This is a genomic window from Pandoraea commovens, assembly GCF_024704525.1.
Taxonomy (GTDB): Bacteria; Pseudomonadota; Gammaproteobacteria; order Burkholderiales; family Burkholderiaceae; genus Pandoraea; species Pandoraea commovens.
Genome location: NZ_CP102780.1, coordinates 2,561,108 through 2,574,383, shown reverse-complemented (window position 1 = coordinate 2,574,383; position 13,276 = coordinate 2,561,108). Strand labels below are relative to the sequence as shown.

The 13,276-nt window shown below is 62.4% G+C and carries 12 protein-coding genes; 5 read left to right on the top strand and 7 right to left on the bottom strand.

The window, feature by feature from the left end:
* Nucleotides 1-236: 236 nt before the first annotated feature.
* Nucleotides 237-1,172 carry a prolyl aminopeptidase gene (gene pip, locus NTU39_RS11995; RefSeq protein WP_150666437.1) on the bottom strand — a complete coding sequence of 312 codons (936 nt, stop codon included), beginning with the start codon at nucleotides 1,170-1,172 and terminating at the stop codon, nucleotides 237-239.
* Between the two features lie 344 nt (nucleotides 1,173-1,516).
* Nucleotides 1,517-3,112: a malate synthase A gene (gene aceB / locus NTU39_RS11990; protein WP_150666378.1), complete on the bottom strand. Its 1,596-nt coding sequence runs from the start codon at nucleotides 3,110-3,112 to the stop codon at nucleotides 1,517-1,519.
* 233 nt (nucleotides 3,113-3,345) lie between these two features.
* On the opposite strand from aceB, the gene NTU39_RS11985 reads away from it, so the two are divergent.
* Together NTU39_RS11985 and NTU39_RS11980 are read left to right on the top strand one after the other, a co-directional pair.
* Nucleotides 3,346-4,293, top strand: a complete 948-nt coding sequence (locus tag NTU39_RS11985; protein ID WP_257959887.1) for a LysR family transcriptional regulator — start codon at nucleotides 3,346-3,348, stop codon at nucleotides 4,291-4,293.
* Between the two features lie 305 nt (nucleotides 4,294-4,598).
* Nucleotides 4,599-5,033, top strand: a complete 435-nt coding sequence (locus NTU39_RS11980; protein ID WP_174985109.1) for a universal stress protein — start codon at nucleotides 4,599-4,601, stop codon at nucleotides 5,031-5,033.
* A 259-nt stretch (nucleotides 5,034-5,292) separates the two neighbouring features.
* On the opposite strand, the gene aceA is transcribed toward NTU39_RS11980, so the two are convergent.
* Both aceA and NTU39_RS11970 read right to left on the bottom strand, forming a co-directional pair.
* Complete coding sequence (gene aceA / locus NTU39_RS11975; RefSeq protein ID WP_257959886.1) at nucleotides 5,293-6,615, bottom strand: isocitrate lyase; 1,323 nt, start codon at nucleotides 6,613-6,615, stop codon at nucleotides 5,293-5,295.
* A 361-nt stretch (nucleotides 6,616-6,976) separates the two neighbouring features.
* The gene (locus NTU39_RS11970; RefSeq protein ID WP_150666376.1) at nucleotides 6,977-7,888 is read right to left on the bottom strand and encodes a DMT family transporter; all 912 of its coding nucleotides are present in this window, start codon (nucleotides 7,886-7,888) and stop codon (nucleotides 6,977-6,979) included.
* 240 nt (nucleotides 7,889-8,128) lie between these two features.
* On the opposite strand from NTU39_RS11970, the gene NTU39_RS11965 reads away from it, so the two are divergent.
* Complete coding sequence (locus tag NTU39_RS11965; RefSeq protein WP_257959885.1) at nucleotides 8,129-8,941, top strand: NADPH-dependent 7-cyano-7-deazaguanine reductase QueF; 813 nt, start codon at nucleotides 8,129-8,131, stop codon at nucleotides 8,939-8,941.
* Nucleotides 8,942-8,945: 4 nt separating this feature from the next.
* On the top strand, nucleotides 8,946-9,749 hold the full coding sequence (locus NTU39_RS11960; RefSeq protein WP_257959884.1) for a VUT family protein: 804 nt from the start codon (nucleotides 8,946-8,948) through the stop codon (nucleotides 9,747-9,749).
* A gap of 19 nt (nucleotides 9,750-9,768) precedes the next feature.
* Here the strand turns inward: NTU39_RS11960 and NTU39_RS11955 are convergent, their stop codons facing one another.
* On the bottom strand, nucleotides 9,769-10,137 hold the full coding sequence (locus NTU39_RS11955; protein WP_257960077.1) for a gamma-glutamylcyclotransferase family protein: 369 nt from the start codon (nucleotides 10,135-10,137) through the stop codon (nucleotides 9,769-9,771).
* Nucleotides 10,138-10,352: 215 nt separating this feature from the next.
* Here NTU39_RS11955 and NTU39_RS11950 point away from each other — a divergent pair, with 215 nt between their 5' ends.
* The gene (locus NTU39_RS11950) at nucleotides 10,353-11,240 is read left to right on the top strand and encodes an AraC family transcriptional regulator (protein WP_150666436.1); all 888 of its coding nucleotides are present in this window, start codon (nucleotides 10,353-10,355) and stop codon (nucleotides 11,238-11,240) included.
* Here NTU39_RS11950 and NTU39_RS11945 read toward each other — a convergent pair.
* Both NTU39_RS11945 and NTU39_RS11940 read right to left on the bottom strand, forming a co-directional pair.
* Entirely contained in the window at nucleotides 11,203-12,054 is an 852-nt protein-coding gene (locus NTU39_RS11945) for a LytR/AlgR family response regulator transcription factor (protein WP_257959883.1), read from the bottom strand. The two genes, NTU39_RS11950 and NTU39_RS11945, sit on opposite strands and share 38 nt — an antisense overlap.
* Nucleotides 12,055-12,072: 18 nt before the next feature.
* Nucleotides 12,073-13,272: a sensor histidine kinase gene (locus NTU39_RS11940; RefSeq protein WP_257959882.1), complete on the bottom strand. Its 1,200-nt coding sequence runs from the start codon at nucleotides 13,270-13,272 to the stop codon at nucleotides 12,073-12,075.
* Nucleotides 13,273-13,276: the final 4 nt, after the last annotated feature.

The window sequence follows — 13,276 nt, the reverse complement described above, 5'->3', positions numbered from 1 at the left end:
GGCATCCAGGACGCTACCCGGAGCCGCCTGGGTGGGCACTTCGGTGATTGAATTCATGGCGCAGGCCGCTGCGCACCGATGCTCGTTTGCATGGCAGGCGTGTCGTCGATCAGTGATGACGGCTCCACCATCTCACCGCGTGCACGCCTGCGATTGCAAAAATTGACGATCGGGGCAAATTCGCATCTCGCCGCGCGGGCCATCGTGCGGCCCCATATCGTCACCCTCTCAGTTCGCTACCCTGCGGCGAACTGATCCGTCGCCTCGATCAGCCAATGCTGGATCGTCGGCTCGCTGAAGGCGTGTCCGGCATCCGGCGCCCAGTAGAAGTCAGCTTCAGGCCACGCCTTGTGAAGCTCCCAAGCGGTGCGGGCGGGCGTCGCCATATCGTAGCGTCCCTGCACGATCACACCGGGGACGTCGCGCAACGCATGCGCGCCCCCGATCAGTTGGTTCGGCTTCAGGAAACCGTCATGCACGAAGTAGTGATTTTCGATGCGCGCAAATGCAATCGCGTAGTGCGGATCGCCGAACGCTTCGGCCAACTGATCATCCGGCAGCAGCGTGATCGTGCTGCCCTCCCACATGCTCCATGCGCGCGCCGCTTCGATGCGCACCGACTCGTCGCGATGCGTGAGTCGCTTCTGATACGCGCGCATCAGATCCCCGCGCTCTTCGAGCGGAATCGGTGCGAGAAACTTTTCCCAACGGTCCGGGAACAGCCACGACGCGCCCTTCTGGTAGTACCAGTGCAACTCTTCGCGACGCACCGTGAAAATCCCGCGAATGACCAGTTCGCTCACACGGCTCACATGGGCCTGCGCGTAAGCCAACGCCAGCGTGCTGCCCCACGAACCACCGAAAACGAGCCATTGCGCGTAACCGAACTTCGTTCGCAACGCCTCGATGTCGTCGACCAGATCCCATGTCGTGTTGTGCTCGAGACTCGCGTGCGGCAACGAGCGTCCGCAGCCGCGCTGATCGAACAATGTGATGCAGTACTTCGAAGGATCGAACAAGCGTCGGTGCTCGGGCGAACAGCCGCCACCGGGGCCGCCGTGCAGGAACACCGCCGGCTTGCCCTTGGGATTGCCGCAGCGCTCCCAATAAATGTTGTGCCCGTTGCCGACGTCGAGCATGCCGGACTCGAAAGGCTCGATGTGGGGATACAAACGGCGTGGCGACGCGGGGATTTCCTCGACGATCCTGCCGGTTCCGCGAGGCGCGTGCATCGGCGCTGCAGCATCGGAAGTATCGGAAGCATTGACGGAAGTCTCCGGAACCTCTGGAATATCGGGCGACATCGGCATCCTCTCAAAACGTGGACGAGTAGGACGAGGACCAGCACCTCAAAGTTCAGTGTAGCGCGGCGACTCAAACAAGACAAAGCACGCGCAAAACAAAATGGGACGATGTCACCATCGTCCCATTGCGTTGCCCTGCTTCCGTTCCTGCGTCTGAGCGTCGTACCGCCATGCTGTGCGCGATCGGCTTAGCATGACGGCAGACGCGGCCGTCAGACCTCTTCGTAAAGCGGCAGCGTGAGGAAGTCGACGAAGTCCTCGCTCGTGCTCATTGTCTCGAAGATCACGGCCGCGCGGTCGTACGTCGGTGCGACCTGCCCCACGAGTTCCTTGACGTTGGCGAGTTCCTGCGGAATCAGTTCGCGCACCAGTTCGGCGGTGACCTTGCGGCCGTCGTCGAGCTTGCCCTTCGGCGAGCGAATCCACTGCCACACCTGCGAGCGCGAAATCTCGGCGGTAGCAGCGTCTTCCATCAGGTTGTGGATCGGCACGCAGCCGTTGCCCGCCAGCCAGGCGCCCAGATAGTGGATGCCGACGTTGATGTTGTTACGCAGCCCGGCTTCGGTGATCGGCGCTTCCGGCTTGAACTCCAGCAGGTCGCGGCCCTTCACGCTCACGTCATGACGTTGCTTGTCGATCTGGTTCGGACGATCGCCCAGCACCTTCACGAACTCTTCCATCGCGACCGGCACCAGCCCCGGGTGCGCGACCCAGCCGCCGTCGTAACCGTCGGTCGCATCGCGCGCCTTGTCGCTGCGAATACCCGCCATCGCCTTTTCGTTCGCTTCCGGGTCGCCCTTGATCGGGATCAGCGCGCTCATGCCGCCAATCGCAGGCGCATTGCGACGGTGACACGTCTTGAGCAGCAGCAACGCGTAAGCGCGCATGAACGGCACCGTCATGTTGATGCGGCTGCGGTCGGCGAGGCAGAAGTCGGCGTCGACCTTGAACTTCTTGATGCACGAAAAGATGTAGTCCCAACGGCCCGCGTTCAGGCCCGAGCTATGCTCGCGCAGCTCGTACAGGATTTCGTCCATCTCGAATGCGGCGAGCACGGTCTCGACCAGCACCGTCGCCTTGATGGTCCCTTGCGGCACGCCCAGCTCGTTCTGCGCAAGCACGAACACGTCGTTCCACAGACGTGCTTCGAGATGGCTCTCCAGCTTCGGCAGGTAGTAGTAAGGACCGAAACCACGCTCAAGCGACGTCTTCGCGTTGTGGAAGAAATGCAGGCCGAAGTCGAACAGGCTGCCCGACATACGCACGCCGTCTACGCTCACGTGCTTTTCGTCGAGATGCCAGCCGCGCGGGCGCACGATCAGCGTCGCGACCTTATCGTTGAGCTGGTAGTGCTTGCCGTTCTGCTCGAGGCTGATGGTGCCGCGCACGGCGTCGCGCACGTTGATCTGCCCTTGCAGCTGGTTATGCCAGTTCGGAGTGTTCGAGTCCTCGAAGTCGGTCATGTAGCTGTCCGCGCCCGAGTTCAGCGCGTTGATGATCATCTTGCGCTCGACCGGCCCGGTGATCTCCACGCGGCGGCATTGCAGCGCATCCGGCAGCGGCGCAATACGCCAGTCTGCGTCGCGGATGGCCTGCGTCTCAGGCAGAAAATCGGGCACTTCACCGGCATCCAGACGCGCCACGCGCGCTTCACGGGCGGCGAGCAACGTCTGACGTTGCGACTCGAATGCGCGGTGCAGCTTCGCGACGAACGCCAGCGCTTCGGGGGTCAGAATGGCTTCGTATTCGGGATGGATATCGGCGGCGTCGACATGCAGTTGCATGCCCGGGGGCAGACTCAAAGGCATCAGGGATCTCCAACAGCTTGTTTATGTTCGGAAGCACGCCGCAAGGAAGGGACTTCAGGGGCTTTGCACGAGGCCCTCACACCTCATTGGGCATGTAGGACGCGTACTTCCGTCAATGCCGGGGGATCGCGCGATCCGACAGCATTGCCCGCCGATTCTATTATTGATGCCGATCATCATAAAGATGCATAGAAATCACTTTATCTATGACTTTTTAGTACATAATCGGCGTCATGGATCGCTTCAAACAAATCGAAACGTTCGTTGCCGTGGCCGCCAGGGGCAGTCTGTCCGGGGCTGCGGCGCTCGAAGGCGTGGCCCCGGCCGTGATCGGGCGGCGCATCGACGCGCTCGAATTCCGGCTGGGCGTGAAGCTACTTGTACGCACTACCCGGCGCGTGACGCTGACCTTCGAAGGCTCCGCCTTTCTGGAAGACTGCCAGCGCATTCTCAACGAGATGCACAACGCCGAAGCGGCCATGTCGGCGGGCGGCGTGAAGGCCAGCGGGCATTTGCGACTGTCGGCCCCCGCCGGGTTCGGGCGACGCCACGTCGCCCCGCTGCTGCCTGTGTTCATCACGTCGCATCCGGACGTCACCGTCACCCTCGATCTGTCGGACCGGCTTGTCGATCTGGTCAACGAGGGCTTCGACTGCGCTATCCGGCTTGGTGAGTTGCCCGACTCCAGCCTCGTCTCGCTGCGTCTCGGTGACAACCGACGCGTGTGCGTGGCGTCCCCCGACTATCTCGCTGCGCACGGCCATCCCGAATCGCTCGACGACCTCGCCCGTCACAATTGCCTGGCGTTCGGCTCGACGGCCAACCAGCAGCGCGGCTGGACCTTTGCGCAGGACGGCAAGGTCGTCACCATCCGCGTGAACGGGACGATGGAATGCACCGACGGCGCGGTGCTGCACGATTGGTGTCTGGAGGGCTACGGACTGGCGTGGCGCTCGTGGTGGGAGGTGGGCGACGACATTCGCGCCGGTCGGCTGACAACCGTGCTCGATGCATTCGCCGCGCCGCCCATCGGTATCCACGCCGTGTTTCCTCAGCGCCGTCACCTGCCGCTGCGCGTGCGCTTGTTCATCGACCATCTCAGGCATCACTACGGCAGTTCGGCGTACTGGCAAGACGACGCGTCTCAAAATTTGCACGAAAGCGTGCATCAAAGTGCGTAGCCGTTCGCATTCACACGCGTCGATTTGACGCATGACGCGAGACGCCCGGCCAGCAGGGACGAGGGCCGCAGGCTGGTGCTCGACGAGATACGCGTGAGGAACGTTTGTTGCGGCTAGCCCCTCTCAATATCGGGTTTGCCCCCGTTGTTGCGTCGCGCCGAAGCCATAAAATCGAAGCGAAGGGTCCGCAGGCGATGCCGGACAGGCATCGAAAGCTGCAAGACAGCGGACTGGGTGCAAGACCGTGATACCTGCGCGAGCCTGTGAACGCGTGTTCAGCAACGCCAACTGCGGGAGGTCATATGTTGTTTACCCACATCCTCATTCCGACCGACGGCTCGGAGCTATCCCAAAAGGCTGTGACAGGCGGGCTCGAACTGGCCCGCGCCCTGAACGCCAGAGTCACCGGCTACTGCTGCCTCGCCGAGTATCCCTACTCTCCATTTAGCGAATACGTGCTCGAAGCACCGGCCACGTTCAGTGAACGCATTGCCGAAGAGGCCTGCGCGCATCTCGACGATCTCGCACAGGCGGCCGCCGCAGCGGGCGTGCCCTTCGACCGCGACAGCTCGACCTTCCCCGCCCCGTATCTGGGCATCATCGACGCAGCGGAGCGTCACGGGTGCGATGTCATTCTGATGGCCTCGCACGGGCGGCGTGGCCTCACCAGTCTGCTGCTCGGCAGCGAGACACAACGCGTGCTCGTGCACTCGAAGATTCCGGTCCTCGTCTATCGTTGATTGCGCTGATGAAGTGGATGGCCTCGATGCCATCGACATCGTCGGCACCATGAAAAAAGGCCCGTGAGCGGGATAAGCTCACGAGCCTCTTCTCGTTCAGGCGTGCAGCGCAGTCATGACGGCGACGGGAACGCCGCCACAACTGCCCCGGCCGGATAAGCCGGACGCGCGGTCCTGACGCGATACTGTTCCGCCAGCGTACGACGTGCCCCCACGCGCATCGCCGCTGACGGGCGCATCGCGCCCTCCCTCAGCCCTGTCAGGCTACCTTGACCTGCGCCTTCTTTTCGTCGAAGAACTGTTCGTCCTCCGTCGAACCCTTCAGGGCCGTGGTCGATGCGTCGCGCTCGATCGTTTGCGTGACGGCATCGAAGTAGCCCGTACCTACCTCGCGCTGGTGCTTGACCGCCGTGAAGCCCTTGTCGGCGGCGGCGAATTCGGCTTCCTGCAACTCCACGAAGGCGCTCATCTGACGACGGGCGTAGCCGTGCGCCAGGTTGAACATCGAGTAGTTCAGGCTGTGGAAGCCGGCCAGCGTGATGAACTGGAACTTGTAGCCCATCGCACCGAGTTCCTTCTGGAACTTGGCGATGGTCGCGTCGTCGAGATTCTTCTTCCAGTTGAACGACGGCGAGCAGTTATACGAGAGCATCTTGCCCGGGAAGTGCTTGTGGATGCCTTCCGCGAATTGCTTGGCGAATTCGAGATCCGGCTTGCCGGTTTCGCACCACACCAGATCGACGTACGGTGCGTAGGCCAGACCGCGAGCGATGGCCTGATCCAGACCGTTACGCGTGCGGTAGAAGCCTTCGACCGTGCGCTCGCCGGTGCAGAACGGCTGGTCGAGCGGGTCAACGTCGGCCGTGATCAGGTCGGCCGCTTCGGCATCGGTACGGGCGATGAGCACCGTCGGCACGCCGAGCACGTCAGCAGCCAGACGCGCCGCAACGAGCTTCGCGACAGCTTCACGCGTCGGCACGAGCACCTTGCCGCCCATGTGGCCGCACTTCTTGACCGAGGCAAGCTGGTCTTCGAAGTGAACGCCGCCGGCACCGGCTTCGATCATGGCCTTCATCAGTTCGAAGGCGTTGAGCACGCCGCCGAAGCCGGCTTCCGCGTCGGCCACGATCGGTGCGAAGTAATCGATGTAGCCTTCATCGCCCGGATTCTTGCCTTCCGACCATTGAATCTGATCGGCGCGCGTGAAGGTGTTGTTGATACGGCGCACGACTTGCGGCACCGAGTTGGCAGGGTACAGCGACTGGTCCGGGTACATTTCACCGGCGACGTTGGCGTCGCCAGCGACTTGCCAGCCCGACAGGTAGATGGCTTCGAGACCTGCCTTGACCTGCTGCATGGCCTGATTGCCCGTGAGCGCGCCGAGCGCGTTCACGAACGGCTTCTCGTTGATCATGCTCCACAGACGCTCGGCGCCACGGCGGGCCAGCGTTTGTTCCGGCTGGATCGAACCACGCAGGCGCACCACGTCTTCGGCCGAGTAGCCACGCTTGATGCCCTTCCAGCGCGGATTGTTCGCCCAGTCCTGTTCGAGTTGCTTCACTTGCTCTTGGCGCGTCGTCATGATGATCTCTCCTGGTTTCTCGATACAAATAAAAGAAGGTGACTCTTTGCTGCCCTGTGATCGCCGACCCTGCGGTTGACCGCACTCGGCGTCTCCAAATCGGCAGGTCTTGTATAAGAGTTTAGGGATTTCTCATGCAACGCAACAGAACGAATCAGCGTTCAATCACATATTTTTTATCAATAAGAATCAAATACATAACAAAATAATTTCTTGATGTGAAACGTTATTTTCCTTCCTGAAATCACCATGTTGTGCCAAGCAGCGCAAATTTTTACGCACCGCAAAGGCTTTTCACATCATGAAAAAAGGCCGATGACGCAGGTCATCGGCCTTCGGGGAGCCTCGCGAGGGGCCCGCGCTATGAAGCCGCGCGGCTCGTCGACGGCACGGTCTTCGGCGGCTTGCACACGAGCCAGACGGCCAATGCAATGAAACATCCACCAAAGAAGTGAGCCATCGTGACGGCCTCGTTCAGGAACAATGCGCCCCAGAGCACGCCGAACGGCGGAATCAGGAAAGTGACGGTCAGCGAGCGCAACGGGCCGAGATCGGCGATCAGACGGAAGAACAACATATAGGCGACGGCGCTGCACAGGAAGCCGAGCGCCGCCATAGCAGCCCACACGCCGCTGGTGGCTGGCCCGGGAATGCCTTCCGTTGCGGAGATGTAGCCGAAGAACGGCAGCAGAACGATCGCCGCACCCAACTGGCTGCCGAACGCCACGAGCTTGGCGTCGAGACCGCCGCGTTCGGTGATCCAGCGCTTGGTCAGATAACCGGCAAGGCCGTAGCACGACGTGGCGACGAGACACGCCAGCGCGCCCATCACGACCGGGCCGGACATCGTAACCGGACCGGTGCGCGTGAGCACGGCCACGCCGATCAAGCCCAGCAGTACGCCCAGACTCTTAGCCCCCGTCAGACGCTCACGGAAAAACAGCGTGCCGATCACAACGCCCATCAGCGGCGTGGTGGCATTGAGAATCGCGGAGTATCCGGCGGGCAGCACGCGCGCGGCGAGGCAATACATGACGAACGGAATGCCCGAATTGATGACGCCGAGCACCATCGCGGCTCCGAGCAACCCTTTGAACTCCCAACGAACGCGCATCGCCAGCAGAATAACCGCGAGCCCGATAGCGCCGAGCGTCACGCGAAAGAACGCGGTCGGCAGCGGCCCGAGCGCAGGCACGATGATGCGCATGAAAAGAAAGCTAGCTCCCCAGATGGCGGAGAGCGTCAACAAACGGGCAATGTCGGATGAACGCATGGTAGGACAGACGGCGCGAGCGGCCGCCGCGAGAGGATCGGAATGCTTGAATCCTCCCACATCGGAACGGGGAGCGCTGGTCATAATCGGACATGGCGACGTCTGCCCGACGAAGGTGCTGCGATGCGCCGACACCATCAAATGGTGAATCGCCCCATCCGCTTTTCGGAATTCGCGTATTGAAAGGCCAAAACGTCGTGCGATATGGTCGTGAGTCGAACCTCCGGAGCTTCACACGATATGACTTATCGAAATTTGCAGGCGCATTCTCATCAAACGCCCCTCCGCCCGATTCCCCGATCCCGTTTGCAATATCGCGGCCCCGCAAGCACGAACGTCCCGCGAGGATACGACCTGTGGAATCACTATGAAATCAGTTGGATGGATATGCACGAGCGACCCCAGATCGCCGTCGTGGAACTGGTGATCCCGTGCGACTCGCCTTACACATTGGAGATGGCAGACGCGCAGCGCTATTTCCTCGCACTTCGAGAGTGCCGTTTCGAATCGACGGAAGCACTGGAATCGCATATCGCGTCGGAATTGTCGCGATCGCTTCAGGCCTATGTCCTCGTGCGCAGCACGCCGGTGCGCCAGGCGGTGCGCATGACCGCCGCATATGGGCCGGTACCGCGATCGCTGGATACTGAGCCCGTTGGCGTGGTTCGAGGTGGCGTTGATGCCCATCTGTTGCGCTTCCATCGCGACGCCACTACCTTGCCAGCGCCACCGGCCCGCGAATGTCTAACCTCGGATCTGTTGAGCGTAAGGTGTCCTCTCAGCGGGGGCGTCGACTATGGCACGGTATGGTTTGACTATACAGGCCTGCCAATTTGCTCACGTTCGCTTATGGCGTACGTTCTCTCCTTTCGGGATAGCGAGATGTACATCGAGCAATGCGTGGAGACGCTCTTTGCCGATATCCTCACGCAATGCACGCCGTCACGCCTGTCCGTCGGCGCACGCTTTACCCGCCGTTATGGGCTCGACATCAATCCCGTACGCTCGACGCACGGCGTCGCCATCACCAATCAACGCACCGTTCGTCAATGACCGTATGACTGATCTTGCTCCGACGTTGTCTCCCGAGCGCCTCGTCCCCTTGCGGCAGGCGACACACATCACACCCGCCGTGATTGTGCTGGCCATCGGCTTCGTCAGTTTTCTCCTGATATCGAATGCGCTGGGCGCGCGCGTGTGTGAAGTCACGCTGCCATGGACCGTTGCAGGCGAGCCGTTCCGGCTCACGTTTTCCGCCGCGCTGATCAGCTTCCCGTTCGCCTATCTCTTCTCGTCGGTACTGACCGAGGTCTACGGTTATCGCATCAGCCGGGTTGTGATCTGGAGCGGCCTTGCCGCAAATCTCGTGATGCTTGTCTTTCTCTGGTTGACGGCTATGCTGCCAACCGACCCCACATGGGCCGCCCAAACCGGCTTCACTGACGAGGTGCAACGTCACTGGTTCGAGTCCATCGCACATATGTTCCTGGCGTCGGTGTCGGCGTGTCTCGTCGGAGAGTTCGCCAACGCAGCAACGCTGGCGCGCATGAAGATCGCGATGCACGGCAGGCTGGCGAGCCTTCGATTCATCGTCGGCAGCGCGTTGGCGGCATTGCTCGATTCCGCCGTCTTCGTGGTTGTGGCGTTCGCTTACGTACTCGACATCGACGCCATGACGCGCATGGCCGGGCTCGAATTCGTCTTCAAATGTGCCCTGCAATGGCTCGTTCTGCCGATGACGGTCGGCCTCGCCCGATGGCTCAAACGCACGGATGGTATCGATCATTACGACATCGGCACGTCGCTGAACCCGTTCGGCTTTCGCTTGTCATGCGCGAAAGCCTCGGGCAGTCGTCAATAGCGGCGGCGGGCCTCGCCAACTACGCTGCGTCGGCGTCCCGTGCCTGGCGATAGGCGATCCAGTCGCCGTTCGGGATGCGGGGCAACTGGCTGACGGCTGCTGCGTCCACCGGATAGACGATGCACGCGTACGTGGCACCGGCGCACGCTACGTCAAGCATCTCTCGCACGAACAGGCCTGCCTCGCCCGGATAGACGGCTTCGATTTCGTCGAGCACGGGGATCAGCGCCGTGTCTATCCGGTAGACGTCACCGGTCACGCGCTCGTCCACGCCTACGCCCAGCACCATACCCGGATAGCTGCCGAAGTCATAGAGCTGCCCGCCCAGCGTCGAAGTGCCGACGTACGTCGGTGCCGCAATGCCGTGACGCTCCGCCGCGCGCATCATGTCGTTGATCTCTCCCGCGCGCAACGTGCCATAGACGAAGACGTGCACGGCATCGGTCCGCGCATCGACCGGGATGGATTCGACGGACACCGCTTGGTCAGCGGGTGCAACGGGCGCGAGGCTAGGCATGACATGCATCCGGTTCGAAAGTGACAGGCAACGAGTTTACACTTACAAAATTCCAATTGTCCCCATCACACGTCATGCCGACGCTTATGTCTGCGCCAGCCGGTCCGACGGATGCCGAGCCGCCGGGCCTCGAACCCCTGCCCGCCACTCAGGCCGAGTTCGACAACTACGTCGTACCGGACACCTTCACGCCGACGCCGTCGCGCCCGGTGCGCCTGCGCGCCCGGCCGTTGCGCGATGGCATCCGTGTTCCGAATCATCGCCACGCGTGGGCACAAGTCGCTTACACCCCACGAGGCGTCATCCAGATCGCCGTGGCCGACGCCGCGTGGATTGTGCCGCCTTCACGTGCAATCTGGATTCCACCTGACATCGAACACAGCCTGCTCGTCAACGAGCCGTCGTATTTGCGCACGCTGTATGTGCATCCCGACGTGATCCCCTCGGGTCTCGATCAATGTCGCGTGGTGGAAGTCTCCGCGCTGCTGCGGGAATTGATCGCCGCCATCGACGTGCCGGGCCCCGATCTCGACCCGCCGCGCGAGCAACTGCTCGGCGCATTGATTCTCGACGAACTGCGACGCGCCTCCCCGCTGCCACTGGAAGTCCCGCTTCCCCGCGACAAGCGCCTGCTCACGTTATGTACGGCGATGCTCGCCGATCCGGCCCGCGCCTGGACGCTCGATCAATGGGCGCGCTTCGCCGGTGCCAGCCCGCGCACGATCGGACGTCTGTTCCGTCAGGAATTGAATATGAGTTTCGTGCAATGGCGTCAGCAGGCGCTGCTCGCACAGGCGATTCCGCTCGCGTCCAAGGGCTATCCGCTTTCGCGCATCGCGCGCGAACTCGGCTATCGGAGTCAGAGCGCGTTCTCCGCGATGTTCAAGCGCACCTTCGGACGTACGCCGACCGACTTCTTCGCCACCGCCCCCGACACTACATTTGTCGGAACAGATGAGCGTACTGACGACTGACCGCCACGCGGTCTTTGCGGCGTTTGAGTTTGAGTGTCAGACGTCCGAGCGGCGTATGCTGCGCGCTCACGACTTCCCCCACATTGACGACGGTGCTGCGATGCACCTGCCAGAATCGCGACGGATCGAGCTGCGGCAATAGCTCGCGCAGACTCGTGCGGATGAGCAGGTCGCCTTCGACCGTCGCCACCAGGACATACTTGTCCGCCGCTTCGAAAAAGCAAATCTCCTCGACGGGCACGATCCGAATCTCGTCGCGCACCGACGCACGCACGAACTGGAGATACTCGCGGGGATTCTGTCCGCTTTGACTCGCCTGACCCGCCTGTCCCGCCTGTCCCGCAGGCGCGCTCCGGGCTGAATCAGACAGCCGCCCCTCTCCCGCGTCCAGATGAGTACGTAAGGTCGTCAACAACTTCGAGAGCGTATCGCCCGTCGGCGCAGCCAGCCGTTCGCGCACACGCGCGACCGTCCGGGCCAGACGCTCCGGCGCCACCGGCTTGAGCAGGTAATCGACGGCCGCCGCGTCGAAGGCGTCCAGCGCGAACCGGTCGAACGCCGTCACAAACACGATCTGAGGCGGACGGCTCAATCGCGCACACGCTTGCGCAACCTCGATGCCGGTCGCACCCGGCATTGAGATGTCGAGAAACACCACGTCCGGTTGCGACCGGGCGATGGCCGCAATCGCCGACGTGCCGTCAGGTGCGACGGGCAACATCTGCAACTCGGGCCATGCCTGCGCGAGCATGGCGCGCAACGCGTCGGCGAGCAACGGTTCGTCTTCGGCAATCAGGGCGACGGGGGATGTCATGCACTCCACTCTCTGCGACTAGAAACTTCTGCCATTTGCGCTGCCCGTTTCGGCTCCCTGCCCGGGCGATGCCACAGGCAAGCGCAATGTGGCAACGACGCCTCGCGGTACGCCCTCGGTGAGCGTGAGTCGTGCGCCGTCGCCGTAGAGCACCCGCAGGCGCTCCCGGATATTCGTCAGGCCGATGCCGAACGTACGTTCCGCCGCATCGCCGCCAGTATTCGTACCTTCAACGGGAAAGCCTGCACCGTCGTCCGTCACGCGCACCACGATCTGGTCCATGCCGGAGGCCGTCCGTTCGCACCACGCGCTCACCGCCACGCGCGCACCACCCGACAGCGGTTCGACGCCGTGCTTCACCGCGTTCTCCACCAGCGGCTGCACGAGCATGGGAGGCACACGCATAGCACGGCATTCGTCAGGCAAATCGAACGTGTAACGCAGACGCTCACCGAAGCGCACCTGCTGGATGGCCAGTAACGCTTCAAGCAACGCAAACTCGTCTGCGAGCGGCGTGGTCTGCGAGCGGGTCGCCGCCAGCGACGCACGCAAGAAGCGATTCAGGTGGCCGAGCAGTACACGCGCCCGGGCCGGGTCGCTCGCGATCAGCGAATCGAGATTTGCCAGCACGTTGAACAGGAAGTGCGGCTCCAATTGCGCCTGAAGTGTCTGCAGTTGCGCGTACACCAGTTGACGGTCGGCTGCGGCTTCGCGCAACGCCTGATGCGCCGTCTCCTCACTCAACTGTGCGATGCGCGCGCGCGACCAGCCGTGATAGCTGCCAATCGCCGTCGCAATCAGCGCGATCAGTAAAACGATGGGCATCGAATGGCCGTTGACTGGACGCCACATCGCGATCGGCAGACCCAGCAATATCGTCCCCATCGCAATGCCGAGCGCCAGACCAGCTGCGCAACCGAACGCGACGAGCAGCAGGAACCCCGCCATCGACGGTCGCGCATCGCGCCAGATCAACCGACGTCCGCCGTCGATAAACACCGTGATGGCAATGCCGATGCACTGCGCAAAGACCAGATTCTGAATGAACGAGCCGCCGAAGCCGATGAACCAGAGCGCCAGCGCGATGGCCGTGTTGAAAAGCAGCACACCCACGAGTTCACGCGCAAATCGAAGCCACAGGCCACGCGTCTCGATGACGCGGCCCGCCTGCCCGGCCTGAGCGGCCTGAGCGGCCTGAGCGGATTGCGATGATTTCATGGTC